Below are 21,386 nucleotides of genomic sequence, written 5' to 3' on the forward strand. Positions count from 1 at the left end.
GCCTGCGCGTAGGAAATCGATTGAAACAGATGGGAATACGAAGTAAATGAAGCTCTTTTCGAAGATGCGCGGCGCCACCGCGAGGCGGCTGGCGGTAGTGGCGACGGCCGCGGCCGTGCTGCCGGGTGTGGCGGGCCTGGTCGACGTTGCCGGTGGTTCGGCTGCCGCGGGTGCCTTCTCGCGTCCCGGGCTTCCGGTCGAGTACCTACAGGTGCCGTCGGCGTCGATGGGTCGCGAGATCAAGGTCCAGTTCCAGCCCGGCGGCTCCAAGGCCGTCTACCTGCTTGATGGTCTGCGCGCACGCGATGACTTCAACGGTTGGGACATCGAGACCACGGCGTTCGAGGACTACTACCAGTCCGGTATCTCCATGGTCATGCCCGTCGGCGGCCAGTCCAGCTTTTACACAGACTGGTACAACCCGGCCAAGGGTAAGGACGGCGTCTGGACGTACAAGTGGGAGACCTTCACCGCTCAGGAACTGCCGGCCTACCTGGCTGCCAACAAGGGCGTCTCGCCGACCGGTAACGCCGTCGTGGGCCTCTCGATGGGCGCCTCGGCCGCGCTGACCCTGTCGATCTATCACCCGCAGCTTTTCGTCTACGCGGGCGCGCTCTCGGGCTTCCTGAACCCGTCGGACATGAAGTTCCAGATCGGCCTCGCGATGGGTGACGCCGGCGGCTTCAGCGCCTCCGATATGTGGGGCCCGGACAGCGATCCGGCCTGGCAGCGCAACGACCCGTTCCTGAACATCCAGAAGATCATCGATAACGGCACTCGGCTGTGGCTGTACTGCGGTACCGGTGACTCCACGGATGTCGACTCCGGTCGCAACGGATTCGAGAACTTTACCGGCGGTTTCCTTGAGGGTATGGCCATCGGTTCGAACAAGAAGTTCGTTGAGGCCTACACCGCGGCAGGTGGAAAGAACGCTCACATCGAGTTCCCTCCGGGCGGTATCCATAACTGGACCTACTGGGGCCAGCAGCTGAAGGCGATGAAGCCCGACATGGTCGCCTACCTGCAGAGTCACTAGGCATATACGACAAGGCGGTGGCCACCTGTCCGAGGGCGGGTGGCCACCGCTTTGTCGTACCCGGGTTTGCGCAATGTCACCGCTGGACATCGGTCTTATTGCAGAGGGCCAACAATGCAGTAGGGTGCTGTCGGCTCTTAGTCCGATGTGGTTGACTACCTCGGGGAACCCTTAGGGATGTCCATCGGCCTGACATGTAATGTAACGCCGGCTGAAGCAGACGGGATACTGAAGTAATGAAGCTCTTTTCAAATATGCGTGGTGCCACGGTGCGCCGACTTGTCACGGTGGCCGCGGCCACCGCAGTTTTGCCTGGACTTATCGGTGTTACCGGTGGTTCAGCGGTAGCGAGCGCCTTCTCGCGTCCGGGTCTTCCGGTCGTGGACCTGCAGGTGCCGTCCGCATCGATGGCCCGCAACATCAAGATTCAGTTCCAGGGCGGCGGCGCCAAGGCCGTTTACCTGCTGGATGGTCTGCGTGCGCGCGATGACTTCAACGGTTGGGACATCGAGACCACGGCGTTCGAGGACTACTACCAGTCCGGCATCTCTGTGGTCATGCCGGTCGGCGGCCAGTCCAGCTGGTACACCGACTGGTACCAGCCGGCCAAGGGCAAGGACGGCGTCTTCACCTACAAGTGGGAGACCTTCCTGACCCAGGAGCTGCCCGCTTACCTGGCCGCCAACAACGGCGTGTCCAAGACCGGTAACGCGGTCGTGGGCCTGTCCATGGGTGGCGCGTCCGCCATCACGCTGGCCAACTACCACCCCGCGCAGTTCGTCTACGCAGGTGCGCTCTCCGGCTTCCTGAACCCCTCGGATATGAAGGGGCAGGTTGGTATGGCCATGGGCGACGCCGGTGGCTTCAGCGCTGAGGACATGTGGGGCCCGGACGGCGATCCGGCCTGGGTTCGTAACGACCCGTTCCTCAACATCGACAAGACGGTGGCCAACGGCACCCGGCTGTGGATCTACTGCGGTAGCGGCGACGCCACCGACCTTGACTCCACGCGTAACGGCTTCGAGAACTTCACCGGCGGCTTCCTCGAGGGTATGGCCATCGGTATCAACAAGAAGTACGTCGATGCCTACACCGCCGCTGGCGGCAAGAACGCTCACGTGGAGTTCCCTCCGGGCGGTCTGCACAACTGGACCTACTGGGGCAACCAGCTCAAGGCGATGAAGTCCGACATGGTCGCCTACCTCGGTAGCCACTAGGCATAAGAGCAGTCAACAACGGCGGCGGTCACTCCGGTGATCGCCGCCGTTGTCTGTTCTGGGCACAATCGAGTAACGAAGTTCGCGCCGCAGCGATCATTTGCGCAGGTGCGCGATGCATCAGTTCCGTCGGTTCGTTCCGGGTTGCCGGTACCGTGGAAGCGATCGAGCGGCGCCCACATAGGTCGAGCGCCGCCCGTATGCACATTGCACGTCTAGAACGGCCAGGAGACACATGCCCAAGACCTCGAACAAACGGCACCGGATTCTCGGATTGGCCGCGGCGCTGGCCGTCGCCGTGGTGGTGATCCTGGTGATCGCGATCGTCGTCATCATCGTCCGCAGGCCCGACGACGTGACGCCGCCTCAGGGGCAGGTGACCACGACGACGCCGCCGCTGACAAAGCCCGGCCAGAAGCCTCGGCCGGCGTATCAGAGCGCCGACTGCCCCGACGTGCAGGCGCTGATCATTCCGGGCACCTGGGAGTCCTGGCCCACCGATGACCCGCTCAACCCCACCCAGTTTCCGCGCTCGCTGCTGCTGAATGTCTCGCGGCCGATCACGGAGAAGTTTGACAAGGCGCGGTTGGAGACGTGGACGGTGCCCTACACCGCCCAGTTCCACAATCCATTCGCCAATGACAACCAGATGTCGTACAACGACAGCCGTAAAGAGGGCACCGACCGGGCCCTCAAGCAGCTCAGCGAGATGAACGACCGCTGCCCGCTCACCAGCTACGTCATCGCCGGTTTCTCACAGGGCGCCGTGATTGCGGGCGACATCGCCAGCCAGATCGGCAACGGCGAAGGCCCTGTCGACCAGGACCTGGTGCTCGGCGTGACACTGATCGCGGATGGCCGTCGCCAGGACGGCGTCGGGCAGTCGCCGGGACCCAACCCGCCCGGGCAGGGTGCAGAGGTGACCCTCGGCGACCTCGGCATCCTGGATGGATTCGGACTGAAGATGACCGGTCCACGTCCCGGCGGATTCGGCGAGCTCAACGACCGCACCAACCAGATCTGTGGAACGGGCGATCTCATCTGCGCGGCACCGCCGGATGCGTTCAACATCTCCAACCTGGGTAAGACGCTGGACGTCTTGTCCGGTGGTGCAGCTGCTCCCGTGCACGCGCTGTACGCCACGCCGGAGTTCTGGCAGATCGAGGGTCAGCCGGCCACGGTATGGACCACTAACTGGGCCGAGGCGCTCATCGACAAGGCGCCCCACCCCAAGCACGGATGAGCGTCTGGCGCGAAGACCAAGTACGGATGAGCGTCTGGCGTGAAGATCGTGTGTACGGGCGAGAGTGATTGACAAGAGTCGATGTCATCTCGGCAACAGCCGCCCGCGGCATTTGGTAGGCGGGGTACGCTCACCTAAGATTAAGAGAAAAATAAGACTGTAAAGCCGTTCGTGAGGCTAGGGGATTTTGGCTCATTGACACCGACCGATAATCTCGTCGCGAATGGCCGCCTGAGCTGCCGTAGTACGTGATTGCCTCTCGGTACCATCATCGAGGATTTGACGTTCGTCCCGGTGTGATGCGCTGCGTGCACGAACTGCTCAGGCCCGCGACCCCCGCGCACTGGCGCGCCGTCATAGGAGAAGAAGCACACATGGCGTTCGTCAACCCGTTCATCGATACGGCGGGCCATATCAAGTTCCCCGACGATGGGAGCATCGTTCGTCACGTCGAAGGCTGGGCGCAGACGCAGGGCGACGAATTGGCATACCGGTTCCTCGACTTCTCCACCGAGCGCGACGGCGCCTATCTCGACATCACGTGGTCGGAGTTTGGCGCGCGCAACCGCGCGGTGGCGGCCCGGCTGCAGCAGGTGACCAAGCCCGGAGACCGGGTTGCCATCCTCGCCCCGCAGAGCCTCGACTACCTGGTTGCACATTTCGGTGCTATCTATGCCGGCGCCATCGCGGTGCCGCTGTTCGACCCGAGCGAGGCCGGTCATGCGGGTCGCCTGCACGCGGTGCTCGACGACTGCCAGCCGGCCGCGGTGCTTACCACCACGGCGTGTGCCGAGGGCGTGCGCAAGTTCTTCCGTAACCGTCCCCCGAAGGAACGCCCCCGCGTCATCGCCGTCGATGCGATTCCCGAGGATGTCGGGCAGACCTGGCTGGAGCCCGTGGCTGCCGCGGACACCATCGCCTACCTGCAGTACACCTCCGGCTCCACCCGCGCCCCTGCCGGTGTGCAGATCACCCACTTGTCGCTGGCCACCAATCTGTTGCAGCTGGTCGACGCGTTGTCGTCAAAGGAAGGTGAAGGTGGTTCACGCGGGACCACCTGGCTGCCGTTCTTCCACGACATGGGTCTCATCACGGCGATGCTGCCCTCGATGATCGGTCGGCACATGACCGTGATGAGCCCGGCGGCGTTCATCCGCCGGCCCATCCGCTGGCTGCGGGAAATGGCGGTCCAGGGGGACGATCACTCCGGAACTTATTCGGCCTTGCCGAACTTCGCCTTTGAGCATTGCGCGATGCGTGGTGTGCCCAAGGAAGGCGAGCCGCCGCTGGACCTGTCGAATGTGTACTCGATCATCAACGGGTCTGAGCCGGTGTCGACGGCCTCGATCAAGAAGTTCTGCGACGCCTTCGAGCCGTATGGCTTCGATCCCCGGGCGATTCACCCGTCCTATGGCATGGCTGAGGCCACGCTGTTCGTCTCCTCGACCATCTGGAACACCGATACGGCGCGGGTGCTGCATGTTGACCGCACCGAGCTGAATGCCGGGCGCATTGTGCAGGTCGAGCCGGATACGGAAAACTCGGTGACCCAGGTATCCAGCGGCCGGATGGCCCGCGACGAGTGGGCCGTGATCGTCGAAGGCGAGACCGCCTCCGAGTTGCCCGACAACCGGATCGGTGAGATTTGGTTACACGGCAACAACATTGGCTCCGGTTACTGGGGTCGCCCGGAGGAGACGCGCGAGGCGTTCCAGAACACCCTCAAGTCGCGGATCAACGAATCGCACGCCGAGGGTGTGCCGGATGACGCCATCTGGCTGAACACCGGTGACCTGGGAGTGTGGGTCGACGGCGAGCTGTACATCACCGGCCGCGTCAAGGATCTGATCATCGTGGACGGACGTAACCACTATCCGCAGGACGTCGAGTACACCGCGCAGGAGGCCAACAAGGCACTGCGTCCGGGCTACGTTGCGGCGTTCTCCGTGCCGGCAAATCAGTTGCCGCAGGAGGTCTTCGACAATCCGCACGCCGGTTTGAAGTATGACCAGGAGGATTCCTCGGAACAGCTGGTCGTCATCGGCGAGCGCAGCGTGGGCGGACACAAGTCGGACAACCAGACGGTGGGCGACGACGTGCGTGCCGCCGTCGCGGTGCGCCACGGCGTCACCGTGCGCGACGTGCTGCTGGTGCCGGCCGGCTCCATCGCCAGGACCTCCAGCGGCAAGATAGCCCGCCGGGCCGCCCGGACAAGCTACCTCGACGGCAGCCTGCGCGGCGGCTACCAGCAGACCGCATTCCCGGACGACAAGCAGTAGGCAACTCCGGCGATGAGCTGCTTATGCGAAGGCGCATCTGGCGGCGGTCGCCGACAATATTTCGGAGTTAGGGCTCGAACATGACTGATACGCAAGAGGATTCGACACCAGGGGCCGAGCTTAAGGTCCCCGAGGCGACCGAAGCGGCGGATGACGGCACCGGCTCTGATGCTCTTCCCGCAAGCGGATCATCGCAGGTCGACCTGACGGTCGCCGAGATGCGCCTGTGGCTGCGCAACTGGATCGCCACCGCCACCGGGGTGAGCCCCGACCGCATCGACGAGTCGGCACCGATGGTGGAGATGGGTCTGTCCTCGCGCGACGCCGTCGCGATGGCCGCGGATATCGAAGACCTGGTTGGTGTCACGCTGACCGCCACCGTGGCCTTTCAGCACCCGACCATCGAGTCGTTGGCCACCCGCATCATCGAGGGCGAGCCCGAGGCGCCGGATGCTGCGGATGAGGATTGGACCCGCAATTCCGACGCTGCCGCAGGCGAATTGGATATCGCCGTGATCGGCATTTCCACCCGCTTGCCCGGTGACGTCAACTCCCCCGCGCAGCTATGGGAGGCGCTGCTGGAGGGGCGTGACGCCATCACCGACCTGCCCGAGGGGCGGTGGGAAGAGTTCACCAGTGAGCCCCGGATCGCCGAACGTGTTGCGAAAGCCGCTACCCGCGGCGGATACCTCAAGGACATCAAGGGATTCGACGCCGAGTTCTTCACGCTGTCCAAGATGGAGGCCGACAATATCGATCCGCAGCAGCGGATGGCCCTCGAATTGACATGGGAGGCACTGGAGAACGCGCGCATCCCGGCGTCAAGCCTCAAGGGCGACAGCGTTGGCGTCTACGTCGGCAGCACCAACAACGACTACGTGTACCTGACGGTGGCCGATCCCACTAACGCCCACCCCTACGCCATCACCGGCAACGCGAGTTCGATTATCGCCAACCGGGTCTCGTACTTCTTCGACTTCCGTGGGCCGAGCGTTACGGTCGACACCGCGTGTTCTTCCTCGTTGGTCGCGGTGCACCAGGGTGTCAAGGCGCTGCGGTCAGGTGAGGCCGACGTGGTGGTGGCCGGTGGTGTCAACGCCATCATTACCCCCGTCGTGACCATCGGTTTCGATGAGGTCGGTGGCATCCTCGCGCCTGACGGGCGCATCAAGTCCTTCTCGCAGGACGCCAATGGGTACAGCCGCTCCGAGGGTGGCGGCATGCTGGTGCTCAAGCGCCTCTCCGATGCGCGGCGAGACGGCGATCCGATCATGGCGATCATCGCCGGGTCCGCGGTCAACCATGATGGCCGCTCCAATGGTCTGCTCGCGCCCAACCCGGACGCCCAGGCCGATGTGCTGCGCAAGGCCTACAAGGACGCCGGTATCAATCCCCGCGACGTAGACGTCATCGAGGCACACGGCACCGGCACCATCCTCGGTGACCCGATCGAGGCCGATGGCCTGGGTCGGGTGGTCGGCCGTGGCCGCGACGCCGCGAAGCCGGCGCTACTGGGCTCGGCCAAGTCGAACTTCGGCCACCTGGAATCCGCGGCGGGCGCCGCAAGCCTGTCGAAGATCGTGCTTGCGTTGCAGCACAACAAGGTTCCGCCGTCGATCAACTACACCGGCCCCAACCCCTACATCGACTTTGACGCCGTCCATCTCAAGGTGGTCGACGAGATTTCGGAGTGGCCACGCTATAGCGGTCACGCCATCGCCGGAGTCTCCGGTTTCGGCTTCGGCGGCGCGAATGCCCACATCGTGGTGCGCGAGGTGCTGCCCATCGATTTGGTAGAACCCAGCGAGAGCGCAGAAGCCGACACCGACGAAGATTCCAGCGGCAAACATGCTGTGGGAGAGTCGGATCCCGAAGGTGGCGACACCTACGAGGCATCTCGATTTGATGAGTACGGCGAGTTCACGGGCGGGTATTCCGACGAGCCCTATGAGCTGCCCGGGTTGACCGACGAGGCCAAGCGTCTCCGCGAGGAGGCGCTTGCACAGTTGTCGGGCGAAGAGCCGGTGACTCCCGCTGTGCCGCTGTTTGTTTCGGGTTTCCTGTCCTCGCGCAAGAAGGCGACCGCCGCGGCGCTGGCCGACTGGATGGAGTCCGAGGAAGGCCGGTCGCACTCGCTGGAGTCCATCGGACGCTCGTTGTCCCGACGCAATCACGGGCGCTCGCGTGCCGTTGTGTTGGCGCACGATTTCGACGAGGCCATCAAGGGTCTGCGCGCCGTCGCAGACGGCAAGCAGAAGCCGTACGTGTACTCCACCGATGGTCCGGTCACCAGCGGCCCGGTGTGGGTCATGGCAGGCTTCGGCGCCCAGCACCGCAAGATGGGCAAGGCCCTCTACCTAAGAGACCCGATCTTCGCGGAGTGGATCAACAAGGTCGACGCGTACGTCCAGGACGAGCGCGGCTATTCGGTGGTCGAGCTGATCCTCGACGACTCGCACGAGTACGGCATCGAAACGTCCAACATCGTCATCTTCGCCATTCAGATTGGCCTTGGCGAGGTGCTCAAGGCACACGGTGCCCGGCCCGCCGCGGTGATCGGCCAGTCGCTGGGTGAGCCGGCGTCGGCATACTTCGCCGGCGGATTGTCGCTGCAGGACGCCACTCGGGTCATCTGCTCGCGCGCCCACCTGATGGGTGAGGGCGAGGCCATGCTGTTCGGCGAGTACATCCGCCTCATGGCGCTGGTGGAGTACTCGGCCGAGGAGCTCAAGACGGTGTTCGGGGACTTCCCCGACCTGGAGGTGTGCGTCTACGCGGCACCGTCCCAGACTGTCATCGGCGGCCCGCCGGCGCAGATCGACGCCATTGTCGAACGCTGCGAGGCCGAGGGCCGGTTTGCGCGCAAACTGCAGACCAAGGGCGCCGGCCACACCTCGCAGATGGATCCGCTGCTGGGTGAGTTCGCTGCAGAGTTGCAGGGCATCGCGCCGACGAGCCCGGCCGTCGGAATCTTCTCGACGGTGCACGAAGGGACTTACGTCAGGCCTGGCGGCGACCCGCTCCACGACGTCGAGTACTGGAAGAAGGGGATGCGGCACAGCGTCTACTTCACCCACGGCGCCCGCAACGCTGTCGACGCCGGGTACACCACTTTCCTGGAGCTGGCCCCGAACCCGGTGGCGCTTATGCAGGTTGGATTGACGACCGCTGCCTCCGGCCTCCATGACGCACAGCTGATCGCGACCCTCGCCCGCAAGGAGGACGAGGTCGAGTCCATGGTCAAGACCATGGCCCAGCTGTATGTGCACGGCCACGCCCTGGACCCGCGGACGTTGTTTGACAGGTCCACCAAATCTTCCGATTACGCGCCGATTCCGCCGACCCAGTTCAAGCGCAAGGAGCATTGGCTCTCGGCGCATTTCAGTGTCGACGGCATCACCCGGATCCCGGGTACGCATGTGTCGCTGCCCGACGGCAAGCACGTGTGGGAATGGCAGCCGGGGGCCGCTGCTACGGTATTCAATCCCGAGGCGGCATCTAATGTTCTTGCCGATCTGGTGAAAGCCGCTGCGGTAGCGGTTCTTCCGGATGCTCAGCTCACCGCTTCCGAGCAGCGGGCGATCCCGGGCGAGGGTTCGACCCTGGTGACCACGCTGTCCCGGCATCCGGGTGGGGCCACCGTGCAGGTGCATGCCCGCATGGGTGAATCGTTCACCCTCGTCTATGACTCCGTGGTCAGCCGAGGGGCGGCTTCCGCCGGGGCAGGTGCGCTGCCGTTCGCGACCGCGGCGGGTGTCGCCACCAACGGTTCCGCTGTGGCCACGGCAACGCCGAAGGCCGCCGTGGCCGTCGCGGAAGAGGAAGTGCCCGAAGAGATTCACGACAACCTGCTCTCCGGTGCGGGTGCGGGCGCCGACTTCAAGAAGTGGAGCAAGGAGTCCGGCGAGCCCATCATCGAGCGTCTGGCCGCCATCGTGTCGCTGGCCATGGGTTACGAGCCCGAGGACGTGCCGCGTGAGGTGCCGCTCATCGAGCTGGGTCTGGACTCGCTGATGGCGGTGCGCATCAAGAATCGCGTCGAGTTCGACTTCGATCTGCCGCCCATTCAGCTGCAGGCCGTTCGCGATGCGAACCTGCTCGATGTCGAGCGACTGGTCATCTACGCGTTGGAGAACCCTGACGCCGTGCATGAGCTGCACGACTTCCAGCAGACCGACGAGTTCAAGAACGCGGGGCCGACCGGCGGCATGTTGTCGAAGGCCGATCTTGAGCAGGCCCTGAACGCTGGTGCTGCCGAGGCTGCGCCGGCCGAGGAGCCGCAGGCGGAACCCGTTGCCGAGCCTGCTGTTTCGGCGGAAACGAGCGAGCTGGCCAAGGCCGCGGCAGTGCTGAACCAGGAGGCCATCGCCGAGGCCCTGAATGCCGATGTGCCACCGCGTGATGCGGCCGAGCGTGTCGCCTTCGCGACGTGGGCCATTGTCACCGGAGAATCGCCCGGCAGCATCTTCAACGCGCTGCCCAAGATCGACGATGAGACGGCAGTCAAACTCGCCGAACGGCTTTCGCAGCGTGCCGACGGCGAGATTCCTGCCGAGGAAGTCAAGCTCGCGCCGACCATCGAGGCGCTGGGTGAGGTTGTCCGCAGCCGCCTGGAGGCGGGCAAGATCGACGGCTTCGTGCGGACTCTGGCGCCGCGACCGGAAGGCGCTACGACCGTCCCCGTCTTTGTCTTCCATCCGGCGGGTGGATCGACGGTGGTCTACGAGCCGCTGCTCAAGCGGCTGCCCGAGGGCACGCCGATGTTCGGGTTCGAGCGTGTCGAGGGCACCATCGAGGAGCGGGCCGCGCAGTACGTGCCGAAACTCATGGAGCTACATAAGGGCCCGTTCATCCTCGCCGGGTGGTCACTCGGCGCGGTGCTGGCGTACGCCTGCGCGGTGGGCCTGAAGGAGGCCGGGGCCGAGGTCGCTTGGGTCGGCAACATTGACGGGGTACGCCCCGGAACGCCGATCCTGCAGACCACGGAGGAAAACCGGAAGCGCTGGGACAGATATGCGGCCTTCGCGCAGAAGACGTTCAACGTGGAGATCCCGGCGATCCCGTACGAGCAGCTTGAGGAGCTCGACGACGCCGGTCAGGTGACGTTCGTGTTGGAGGCCGTCAAGGCCAGCGGTGTGTCCATCCCGGGCGGGATCATCGAGCACCAGCGCACGTCCTATCTGGATCAGCGGGCGATCGACACCTCCCACCCGGTGCCGTTCGACGGGCATATGACGCTGTACATGGCCGATCGGTACCACGATGACGCCATCACCTTCGAACCGGCGTACGCCACTCGCGAGCCCGATGGCGGCTGGGGTGAGTTCGTCTCCGATCTTGAGGTGGTTCCCGTCGGTGGGGAGCACATCCAGATCATCGACGAACCGATCATCGCTAAGGTCGGTGCACATATGAGTCAAGCGCTTCGCACCATCAATGCCCAGAACCAGGAAGGTTAGGGATAGTGCCCCCACACACAACCGCCGAGAAGCTGGCCGACCTGCGCGAGCGGATGGCGCGCACTCAGGAGCCGGGTGATCCCAAGGCCATCGCCAAGCGTGACGCCAAGGGCATCCCGAGTGCCCGCGCTCGAATCAATTCGCTGGTGGACAAGGGCAGCTTCCTGGAGCTCGACGCCTTCGCGCGCACGCCCGGTGATCCCAATGCGCCGTACACCGACGGAGTGGTGACCGGTTTCGGCCGCATCGACGGGCGTCCCGTGGCGGTGTTCTCCCACGACCAGACGGTCTATCAGGGCAGCGTCGGTGAAATGTTCGGCCGCAAGGTGGCCAAGCTCATGGAATGGGCCGCGACCAACGGCTGCCCGGTGGTTGGCATCAACGACTCGGCCGGCGCCCGCATCCAGGACACCGCGACGTCGCTGGCCTGGTATGCCGAACTGGGCCGTCGCCATGAGCTGCTGCGCGGCCTGGTCCCGGAGATCTCGTTGATCTTCGGTAAGTGTGCCGGCGGCGCGGTGTATTCGCCGATTCAGACCGACCTCGTGGTTGCGGTGCGCGACCGGGGTTACATGTTCATCACCGGCCCGGATGTCATCAAGGACGTCACCGGCGAGGACGTCACCTTCGACGAACTCGGTGGGGCCGATGTGCAGGCGCAGCGCGGCAATATCCACAAGGTTGTTGAGGATGAGGCGGCCGCGTACCAGTACGTGCGCGACTACCTGAGTTTCTTGCCCGCCAACACCTTTGACTACCCGCCGATCGTCAACCCGGGTCTGGAGCCCGAGATCACCGAGGACGACCTGTACCTCGACACGATCGTCCCGGATGCCGACAACCAGGGCTACGACATGCACGAGATCCTGCTGCGGATTTTCGATGACGGCGACATCTTCGAGATCGCCGACCAGCGGAGCCCGTCCATGATCACCGCGTTCGCACGTGTCGACGGACATCCGGTCGGGGTGATCGCCAACCAGCCGATGCACATGTCTGGTGCGGTAGGTAATGAGGCCTCCGACAAGGCGGCCGGGTTCATCAGATTCTGCGATTCGTTCAATTTGCCATTGGTGTTCGTCGTCGATACCCCCGGTGCCATGCCGGGTGTGGAGGAGGAGACGAACGGCGTCATCAAACGTGGCGGACGGTTCTTCAACGCCGTGGTGGAGGCCGACGTGCCGAAGGTGACCTTCATCATCCGTAAGGCCTACGGCGGCGGATACGCGGTGATGGGCTCCAAGCAGCTGAGCGCGGATCTGAACTACGCCTGGCCGACTGCGCGCATCGCGGTGATCGGTGCCGAGGGTGCCGCGCAGCTGCTGGTGAAGCGGTTCCCCGACCCGACAGCACCGGAGGTGCTGAAGATCCGGGCCGACTTCATCGAGGGCTACAACGCCAACCTGGCCACTCCGTGGATCGCCGCCGAACGTGGTTACATCGACGGTGTCATCGAACCGCATCAGACCCGGCTGCTGCTGCGTAAGTCGCTGAAATTGTTGCGGGACAAGCAGATTAGCCGCGTGCAGCGCAAGCACGGTCTGACCCCGATCTAACGGTCCCCTCCTTTTCCGCCAGCAGACGCTTAGTGCATCAAAAGCCCAGGACGGGCCTGCGCTAAGCGTCTGTTCGCGTGGGGAGGGTCAGTCGCGTAGGACCAGCGCGCGGCTGCCGGCGTGGGCCCAGACCACGGCCGCGCCGATCGCCACCACCACCGTCACCCAGGAGAACCAGGTGACGTCGACGCGTGGCCCCGTGATGAAGCTGTCCTGTACGGCCGGCCAGTAGGTCGGCATGAGGTGCACATAGCCGAGTCCGAGCACGCTCGCGGTGCCGACAACCACGGTGGCCTCGGGCGCGTGCTTGCGGTGGCGCAGGATCATCGTGACCGCCACCGCGATGAACACGGCGTGGGTGGCGGCCAGGTAGGTGAGGGTCAGGGGAGTCGCGTTCAGGCCGCGTCGCAGGTGGTCCCCGAGATCCAGCGCCCAGCCGATGACGAACGCGATGGTGGCTCCCCGTAAGAACGTGTCGGCGCGAGCACTCAGCGGTGACATCGTGACCTCCGTTGGTCTACTACATTCGATAGTAGATACCTAGCTAGCGCCCGGCAAGGGGCTCGCATTCGCGCGGTACGGCGTTCCATGGGGGTCGAGGCAATGCTCCGACGTCTCGGCATCGTCATGGTCGACTTGCAACGTGGTGTGGTCGATGTCGTACTGCTTATGGAGTAACTGCTCAAGATCACGTCGTATTCCATGGCAGTCCGCTTTGGGCGCCACCAAGATGTGTGCCGACAGCGCGGGCTGGCCGGAGGTGATCTGCCAGATGTGCAGATCGTGCACCTCGGTGACGGATTCCACGGCGGCGAGCTGGGCGCCGATGGCGTCGGGATCAAGGTTGGCGGGAGCTGCTTCCAGGAAGATGCGCCCCGATTCGCGCACCAGGCTCCATCCCGCCTTGAGCATCAGCGCGGCGACGACGAGGGCCGCGATGGCGTCCGCGCGGGTGAACCCGGTGAGCCACACCACGGCACCCGCAATGGCGGTGGCGATGAACGCGTACAGGTCGTTGAGGATGTGTTGGAAGGCGCCCTCGACATTGAGGCTGCTGCGGTTCGCCTTGCTGATGCACCAGGTGGCTGCCACGTTGACGACGATTCCGACCAGCGCGGTGATGAAGACCAGCAGCCCAGACACCTCGGGGGGGTTGATCAACCGGCGGATGCCCTCGTAGATGAAGAAGGCCGCGAGCAGGAACAGGGTCATCCCATTGGCCTGTGCGGACAGAATCTCCGCGCGCTTGAGCCCGTAGGTATAGCTGCCGCGGGCGGGGCGGGCGGCCAACCGAATGGCGATGAGCGCCAACACGATCGACGCCGCGTCGGTGAGCATGTGCCCGGCATCGGAGATCAGCGCCAGCGACTGGGCGATGATGCCGATCACGACCTCTACAGCCATGAAGCTGCCGATCAGGACGAGGGCGATGGTCAACCATTTCCGATCGGCCGTGGCGCTCACGCCGTGACTATGTGAGTGCCCCGACCCGTGTTCGTGTGCGTCCGTTGCCATGTTCACGCTCCTTATCAATCATGCAAACATATGCATGCTAGCATGTGTAATGACAAACGTTCAGGCTAGTTCTCCGTTGACCTGCCCCAAGTGCGAGTCGCAAATGCTGTCGACCAAGTGGTTCGGCGTGCGTACCTTCCAATGCACGGGATGCGCCGCGGTACTGCTGGAGCAGGACAGCCTTCAGCAGTTTGTGGACGGTGCCGCCCGCTTCGGCCCGTCTGCGCACATCGATCAGCCGCAGTCCTATCCGCCGCCGCCCCCGCAGGACTACCGCGGCATCATGGGCGGGCTATTTGGCGGGGGTGGCCACGGCAATCGGCGCCGAGGCGGTCACCACTGACCCCGCCGAGTGCGCAATTGCGCACCGCGCTACTCGGACGATGCATTCCTCCGTGCACGCTCGCCGAGCTGAACTACGGACCGATCCGGATCTTGTTCGGCTTCCATAGCCCGCTGTGCACCGCCGAGCCGTACTCGATCTGTGCCGGCTGGGCATCGACGAGGGTGTCGAACTTGCGCAGTGAGCCCCAATCCCGGCCCCAGTCCTTCGACAGATAGGTCGGCATGACGTGTGCTCGCAACAGCAGATCGGTAATGCCGAGTAGACCGCCGTTTACGCCGTCCTGCCAGGTATCGGTGTCCTTGCGCTTCTGGTCGTAGTCGGGCGTGATCCGGAATTCGGGGACCTCGGTGATCCCGTACTGGTGCAGCATCGGCTGCTGGCACGGGAAGACGAGCCCGACGGTCCAGTCCAGGAGGACCGGTCTCGTCCTGCCCACGAACTCCTGCAGCGACTTCAGCTGGGGCACCCGGGGCGGCGCGAAGGCCAGCCAGTCGCCCGGGGTCAGCGATCCGTCGACCGCCACGATCCGCACGGCGGTCGCGGTGTCGGGGATATCCGAACGGGCGAAGCGCAGGTTGCGCCAGGACGGTGCGGGCCCCAGATCGTAAGGGGTGAGGCGTCCGGCCGGCGTGAAGGCGCCATTCGGGCCGGGCGTGCCGTACTCCAATTGCAATGTCTGCCCGGATGTCTCGCCCCTGACGTTCTTCGCGGCGATCGTTCCGGCGGCCGTCACCACGACCAGCGGATGGGCGGCATCGCGGGCCGGTAGCTGATACCAGTCGGAGGTCACCTTCGCCTGCTGCTGCGGGCCTACCCGGTAGGAGCCGACGATCGGCACCCGCGTCGGGTCCAGCCCGTAGGGCAGCCGCACCGTGGAGCCGTTGACTCCCGGAGTTGTGTTGCGGTCCTTGGAATCCCAGTCGTAGTCGGTGCCGGGCCGGGGGTCATTCATCCGGATGGACTCGGTGACGATCTTGTCCGGTACCCCGTCGGGAGTGAAACCTGACGGATCGGCACCGCCCAGCGGCCCCAGCGGGCCTGCCTGTGCGCCGATGGCGGAAAGCATTCCGGCGTTCGGATCGGCCTCGACGAGTACGTCATCGGCCAGCCCGCATCCACCCGCGAGCTCACGGATGTTGGCCCAGCCGTTGGAATACGACGGATACTGACGAACGACGCCGATCGCCAGCTGGCAGATGGATGTCAGCACCATGAACCCGGCGGCCCAGGCCACCGGGGCCGAGGTGATGGACTTCGTGACGCGGTTTTCTGTGCGATCGGGCGAGAAGTGTAGCCACGCGGCGTAGGCGACCGCGAGCGCGAACAGCGCGAAGAACATTGTGCTGACGCTGATTCCGCCGAACTTGGGCATGCTGCTGTTGAACGGGATGCCGAAGCTCGAGACGTACCACCAGCCGGCCGCACTGGCCCAGCTCAGTGCCAGCACGAACAGCACCGTGGCGACCACGGCCATCCGGTTGCGACTCCAGCGCAGCACGGCCGGAGACACCAGCACCGTGGCCAACGCCGCCACGGCGGCACCCAGGGCGGCGAACAGCCCGAAGTGGTGCACCCACTTGGTCGGCGCGAACATCAGGAAGAAGATGGTGCCGAAGACGACGCCCAGCACGCGCCACGCGGGACCGCGTGCCACACCGGCAACTCGTTTGCGCCGCAACAGGATAAACATCGAGATGAACAGGCACGCGGCGATCAGCAGGAACCCGAAGCGCCGCGATACCGAGCCGTCCACGGTCGGCAGGAACATGTAGTAGTACCGCAGGTTGTCGGTGTACCAGGCCTGTGAGGGGCCGATCGCCGTGCGAATCCTGGTGGCCTCGATGACCGTTGCCAAGGTTTGATCGGAGAACACCACGGGCAGGATGACCGTTCCGGCGGCCAGCATCGGTGCGACCAAGGGCCAGGTGCCCACCAGGCGGTGCTTGGCCACGATGATCCGCAGGATGGGCCGGCCACCGGCGAGCAGGGCGGCGACGGCGATCAGACCCGTCGGCTGGATCCCGAGGGTGAACGCCGCCGTGATGATCGCCAGCGCGGCGGGGGTCAATCGTCGGGAGGTGATGGCGCGCTCGATGAGCACCCAGGTGATCAGCGAACCGACAGCGATCTGACCCTCGGGACGCAGACCGTTGTTAAACGGGAACCAGGACGCCAGCAGCACGAAGCCGGCCGCCCATGCCGCGGGTTGACTGCGCGCGACGGCAGGACCCAAGCGCGGCAACACTTCCCGGCTGATCAGCAGCCAGCAGACCAGCGAGGCGATCAGGTCGGGCAGCCGGATCCACAGGCTGATATCGCTGACCTTCGTCATGATGGCCAGCAGGTTGTAGTACCAGCCGAAGGGGTCTTCGGGGCTGCCGAACCAGCGGAAGTAGTTGGCCATGTAGCCGGCGTGCTCGGCGGTGCGAGCCATGCCCATCTGGTAGCCGTCGTCGGAAGACCCCGCCCCGATCACGTACCAGAGCACGAGGCTGCCCATGATGACGGCGTCGGGCAGATCGAAACGCCGCCAGCGGGTGGGGATCACCCGCTGCATCCGATGACCGTCGGCCTGATCGATGCGCCACAAAGCCAGCAGCGCGATGATGGTGGAGATCACCGCGCCCACCATCGCGACAAGTTTGAGAAGCGTTGGGCTGGAGGAGAATCGCGTGTCGATATGAGCCGTCAGGCTCAGCCCCGCCGGGGCGGGACCGCTGAGCTGGGTGAAGACACCCACGATCTGCGGGCGCAGGTTGGGCTGGGGGTCCCCGCCGGTGACCTCGGTACCGTCGGCGTTTTTCAGACCTTCGAACTTCGCGAAGGTCCCCTTGTTGGACGAGGTGATGACGAGCTGTCGACAGTCGGGTGAGGCCACCTTTGCGCGTGGGACGCTGGCGATGACGACATTGCGGTCGGTGATGTCGACGCGTTCCTTGGTCACCCTGACGAAGAGGCTTTGCAGCATGGCCTGCTTGCCTTCGGGCGGCGCGGTACTAAGGACCACGGCACCCTCTGGGGGTGCCGAGCGAAGCATGGCGCACGGCACCGTCACCGTCATGTCAACGGGTGTCTGGGTAATCAGCGGCGCGGTGACATTTGTCAGCTGTCCCTGCTGGGGCCAGTTGAGAGTCGCGGTGGACACCGTGACCGGCAGCAGCGGGATGGAGACGCTCAGCACAAATCCGAGCAGGCCGAAAACGGTTGCCGTCCACCGCGCGATCTTGAGGTCGCGAGCGGCAGAGGTGGCGGTGTCGGTCATGGCTGTGTCATTCACGGCAAAGCTCGAATCGGTCCATTGCGGGTCCAGCCGTTCACGACGACGGTGCCCTCGGTGAGTTTGGCGTTGGGTGCCAGATCCGGCCCGACGACGGGCACGTACTTCTCGATCGAGCCCCAGTCGCGGTACCAGTCATTACGCAGATAGGTGGGTACCGAGGAGGTCCGCAGCAGTGCGGTGGTGAACATGAACGGTCCACCGTCCTCGGCCGACATCCACATGTTCGACGACGTCGCCACCTGCTTGTGCTCGGGCATTACCCGGTACTTGGGCAGTTCGGCGACTCCGAGACGCTCACTGAACGGTCGTTGGCATGGGAAGTTTTGTGCCACAGCCATATCCAGCAGTACCGGAGTGTCGGAGCCCATGAGGTCCTGCGCGGTCTTGAGGGTCGGTACTCGGGGCGGCGTGAAGGCTAGCCACTGGTCGTTGGACAGGTTGGGGTCGTCTGCGACGATCCGAACCACGTTGGCCCCGGGCGGTGCTGATTTCATCGGAACCCGTAGATTTCGCCAAACCTTTTGCGGACCAATGTCGATGGGTTCATCCGGATCTTTTTGGCCGGGGCGTCGCAGCGGTTTCACCTCGCCCGTTCCCGGGTCCCTGGAACCCCACTCCAGCAGGAGGGGCTGTCCGTAGTTGACCTCGCCGTTGAAACCGCCGTCCTGCGCGTGGGATCCGATGGAACCAGCAGCCGAGATCACCACCAGCGGCCGATCGGGGCTGGGCGCTGGGAGCTCATACCAGGAAGACTTGAGATGTGCGGCAATGGAATCCTCGCCGTAGCTGCCCATCACCGGGGTGCGGGCCGGATCCAGCCCGAAGGGCAGCAGTGCGCTGGAGCCGTTGATGCCGACCGGTCCGATACCGCCGGTGGTCCCGGCCGCATCGCTGACTTCCATGATGGGCGCGTTCGGCGAGGCGTCGGAGTTCACCAGGCCCGGCTTGCCGATGACGGGCAGTGAGGTCATGCCGATACCCACGGCGTCGGGGGTGAAGCCGATGGGATCCGTGCCGCCGAGTGGGCCGTATTTTCCCGCCTTCTGGCCTGGAACTGGTTGCAGCAGGCCGTCATTGGCGTCGGGCTCGACCAGAACGTCGTTGGCCATCGCGCAGGGGCTGCCGGTCAGTGCCAACAGGTTGGCCTTACCGGTGGTGTAGGTGTCACTGCGCGCGTAGACACCCTTGGCCATCGAGGACACTTCGAGAATCACCATGATGGCGGCGACGATCATCAGCGGGGTGGAGGCCAGGAAACGGTTGCGGCGGTTGTTTTTGACCTCGGTGTGTCCGGTGTAGTCAATGCGGAAGTGCTGCCACGCGGCCAGCAGCGCGGTGACGATCGACAGCGCCAGGAACATCGAGGTGACTGCATGACTGGCGATGACCGGTTGTTTGTCGAACCACGGCACGCCGTAGTTGCCTACGTAGAACCAGCCGTTGATACCGGAGGTCGCCCACGCCAGGATGAACAGCAGCGCCGTCACATACAGCGTGAGGTTGCGTCGAGAATGCAGCCCCACGCGGGCGAAGGTGAAGGCCGCGACCCCGCCGAGGGCGCCGGTCAGCCCGGCGAAGATGCCGAACTGGATGGCCCACTTGGTGGGGGTGAAGGTGAGTAGCAGCAGTCCGATCGCGGTGCTGCCGATCAGCCGCCATACCGGTCCGCTGGCCAGGCCGGGCAGCATGCCGCGGCGCAGCAGCACCGCCAGCGTGCCGAAAAGGCAGAGCAGCAGGATCAGCACCGCGATGCGGCGCGTCATCGAACCATCGACATTGGATTCGACGGTGAGGAAGTAGTAGCGCAGGAACTCCTGGTACCAGGCGATCGTCGGGCCGACCACGTACTTGATGCGCGCGGATTCGGCGACGGTGGCCAGGGTCTGGTCTCGGAAGGTGAAAGCGAACACTCCTGCGACCGACGCCGCGATGACCGCGATCGGGGTGAACCGCCCGTACCGCAGGCGCCGGACCGCGACGACGCGGGCGATGGCGCGTCCACCGGCGAGTAGCGGCCCGAGGGCGATGAGTCCCTGGGGGGCGACGGTCGCGGTGAGTAGGGCGGCGATGATCGCCAGCGCGGCGGGGGACAGGCGGCGGGTCGCGATGGTGCGCTCCACCAGAATCCAGGTGACGACGGTGCCGAACACGATGATCGGCTCGGGACGCAGGCCGTTATTGAAGGGGAGCCAGGCGGCCAGGAAGACCAGGGCCGCGGTCCACACGGCGGTCCGGCTGGTGGTGAGCTGCTCGCCCAGCCGGGGCAGCACCTTCGTGCGCAGGATGTACCAGGTGCCGATCCCGGCCAGGGTGGCCGGGACGCGCATCCACACGCCGACCGTGCTCATCTGCGTGAGCCAGCTCAAGAGGGTTGCGTACCAATCGAAGGGTGATGCGGTAGCGCCGAAGTAGCGGTAGTACTCGGTGACGTAGCCGGCGTCGTGTGCAACGCGGGCCTCGGTGAGGATGTTGCCGTCGTCGGAGGTGATGGCGCCGATGACGTGCCAAAGAAGAAGGGTGCCAACCACTCCGATATCGGCGACACCGTTGGTGAGAAGAGTCGCGCGGTTCGGCAGACGGAGCGTGCGGCCGGATGGCTTCAATGCAGCGGGCTTACGTCCGCCACGCTCCAGCACGGCCAGCGCCCCGATGGCGATCGCCACCGCGGCGAGGCCGAGCACCAGGGCCGACAGCTTGAGCAAGGTGGGGCTGGTGATGAAGCGGGTGTCGAGCACGACATGCGCCGTCGGTGCTGATGCGCCGGCGGGCACCTTGAGGTCGGTGAACAGGCCGGTCACCTGAGGCTTGTTCTCGATGGACAGCGTGCCGGTGGCATTGGGGAGTCCGGCGAAGTTGGCACCCACACCGCCGGCGTTGGCCCAGATGTCCAGGGTGGTGCAGCCGCCGGATTCCACGGCCTTGCGCGGGGCGACCGTCGCGACGTTGTCACGGAAAGCGACGACCACGAGGTCGGACGTCGCGCGCACGAATAGGGCGTGTCGGCTCGCCTCGAATCCGCCGTCGGGACTGGTGGACAGCACCACGCCACCAGCGGCGGGCAGCGTCGCGACGGCGGTGCACGGAATGTGGGCCTCGAAGGACAGCGGCGCGCCCGATACCAAGGGCGCGGTGAGGCTTGCGATGTTTCCGTCGGCCGTCACGCCCTGAGGCCAGGTGATGTCGGCGGTGGATTGGCGGACCGGCAGCAGCGGGACGAGCACGCACAGCAGCACACCGATGGCGGCTGCTACCAGTGAAATCAGGCGTGCGCGTCGTGCTGTCCCGGACTCTGAAGAACCTGTTGCTCTTCGCTTAAGCGGCTCATCGGAAGGCAAAGGCACGAGGGCGATGGTATGTGACGGACCTTTGGGCACCGGAATGCAGCGCGGTCCGTTGGCCGGATTGATACCTCCAAGCTCGATACCTATGGATACTTTAGACAAAGTATCGATAAG

General features: G+C 64.9%; 11 protein-coding genes. 7 read left to right on the plus strand and 4 right to left on the minus strand.

Annotation, left to right across the window (positions count from 1 at the left end; genetic code table 11):
- Positions 1–46: 46 nt before the first annotated feature.
- The 6 genes from FZI91_RS17520 to FZI91_RS17545 all read left to right on the plus strand — a co-directional run bounded on the left by FZI91_RS17520 (position 47) and on the right by FZI91_RS17545 (position 12,790).
- Complete coding sequence (locus FZI91_RS17520) at positions 47–1,036, plus strand: esterase family protein (protein ID WP_155940340.1); 990 nt, start codon at positions 47–49, stop codon at positions 1,034–1,036.
- 236 nt (positions 1,037–1,272) lie between these two features.
- Complete coding sequence (locus FZI91_RS17525) at positions 1,273–2,253, plus strand: alpha/beta hydrolase family protein (protein WP_155940341.1); 981 nt, start codon at positions 1,273–1,275, stop codon at positions 2,251–2,253.
- Between the two features lie 235 nt (positions 2,254–2,488).
- Complete coding sequence (locus FZI91_RS17530; protein ID WP_155940342.1) at positions 2,489–3,496, plus strand: cutinase family protein; 1,008 nt, start codon at positions 2,489–2,491, stop codon at positions 3,494–3,496.
- A gap of 374 nt (positions 3,497–3,870) precedes the next feature.
- Positions 3,871–5,775 (plus strand): long-chain-fatty-acid--AMP ligase FadD32, encoded by a 1,905-nt coding sequence (gene fadD32, locus FZI91_RS17535; RefSeq protein WP_155940343.1) that lies wholly within the window; start codon positions 3,871–3,873, stop codon positions 5,773–5,775.
- Between the two features lie 218 nt (positions 5,776–5,993).
- Entirely contained in the window at positions 5,994–11,234 is a 5,241-nt protein-coding gene (pks13, locus tag FZI91_RS17540; protein WP_375234369.1) for a polyketide synthase Pks13, read from the plus strand.
- 5 nt (positions 11,235–11,239) lie between these two features.
- On the plus strand, positions 11,240–12,790 hold the full coding sequence (locus tag FZI91_RS17545) for an acyl-CoA carboxylase subunit beta (protein WP_162526165.1): 1,551 nt from the start codon (positions 11,240–11,242) through the stop codon (positions 12,788–12,790).
- 87 nt (positions 12,791–12,877) lie between these two features.
- On the opposite strand, the gene FZI91_RS17550 is transcribed toward FZI91_RS17545, so the two are convergent.
- On the minus strand, positions 12,878–13,291 hold the full coding sequence (locus FZI91_RS17550; RefSeq protein WP_155940344.1) for a hypothetical protein: 414 nt from the start codon (positions 13,289–13,291) through the stop codon (positions 12,878–12,880).
- A gap of 39 nt (positions 13,292–13,330) precedes the next feature.
- A complete protein-coding gene (locus tag FZI91_RS17555) occupies positions 13,331–14,305 on the minus strand; it encodes a cation diffusion facilitator family transporter (protein ID WP_155940345.1) in 975 nt (324 codons plus the stop codon).
- A gap of 49 nt (positions 14,306–14,354) precedes the next feature.
- Between FZI91_RS17555 and FZI91_RS17560 the strand changes: the two genes are divergently transcribed.
- The gene (locus tag FZI91_RS17560; protein ID WP_375234368.1) at positions 14,355–14,648 is read left to right on the plus strand and encodes a zf-TFIIB domain-containing protein; all 294 of its coding nucleotides are present in this window, start codon (positions 14,355–14,357) and stop codon (positions 14,646–14,648) included.
- A gap of 73 nt (positions 14,649–14,721) precedes the next feature.
- Here FZI91_RS17560 and FZI91_RS17565 read toward each other — a convergent pair whose 3' ends face one another.
- Both FZI91_RS17565 and FZI91_RS17570 read right to left on the minus strand, forming a co-directional pair.
- Positions 14,722–17,913, minus strand: coding sequence for an arabinosyltransferase domain-containing protein (locus FZI91_RS17565; RefSeq protein ID WP_155940347.1), 3,192 nt, complete (start codon positions 17,911–17,913; stop codon positions 14,722–14,724).
- 11 nt (positions 17,914–17,924) lie between these two features.
- Positions 17,925–21,266: an arabinosyltransferase domain-containing protein gene (locus FZI91_RS17570; protein ID WP_155940498.1), complete on the minus strand. Its 3,342-nt coding sequence runs from the start codon at positions 21,264–21,266 to the stop codon at positions 17,925–17,927.
- Positions 21,267–21,386: the final 120 nt, after the last annotated feature.

This window comes from Mycobacteroides sp. CBMA 271, from assembly GCF_009729205.1.
In the GTDB taxonomy this organism is placed as follows: Bacteria; Actinomycetota; Actinomycetes; order Mycobacteriales; family Mycobacteriaceae; genus Mycobacterium.

What these genes read in the sequence shown, in the direction of transcription:
- FZI91_RS17565 (WP_155940347.1), bottom strand. Translation starts at nt 17,913, where the DNA reads ATGACCGACACCGCCACCTCTGCCGCTCGCGACCTCAAGATCGCGCGG.
- FZI91_RS17520 (WP_155940340.1), top strand. Translation starts at nt 47, where the DNA reads ATGAAGCTCTTTTCGAAGATGCGCGGCGCCACCGCGAGGCGGCTGGCG.
- FZI91_RS17560 (WP_375234368.1), top strand. Translation starts at nt 14,355, where the DNA reads ATGACAAACGTTCAGGCTAGTTCTCCGTTGACCTGCCCCAAGTGCGAG.
- FZI91_RS17530 (WP_155940342.1), top strand. Translation starts at nt 2,489, where the DNA reads ATGCCCAAGACCTCGAACAAACGGCACCGGATTCTCGGATTGGCCGCG.
- FZI91_RS17555 (WP_155940345.1), bottom strand. Translation starts at nt 14,305, where the DNA reads ATGGCAACGGACGCACACGAACACGGGTCGGGGCACTCACATAGTCAC.
- pks13 (WP_375234369.1), top strand. Translation starts at nt 5,994, where the DNA reads ATGCGCCTGTGGCTGCGCAACTGGATCGCCACCGCCACCGGGGTGAGC.
- FZI91_RS17525 (WP_155940341.1), top strand. Translation starts at nt 1,273, where the DNA reads ATGAAGCTCTTTTCAAATATGCGTGGTGCCACGGTGCGCCGACTTGTC.
- fadD32 (WP_155940343.1), top strand. Translation starts at nt 3,871, where the DNA reads ATGGCGTTCGTCAACCCGTTCATCGATACGGCGGGCCATATCAAGTTC.
- FZI91_RS17550 (WP_155940344.1), bottom strand. Translation starts at nt 13,291, where the DNA reads ATGTCACCGCTGAGTGCTCGCGCCGACACGTTCTTACGGGGAGCCACC.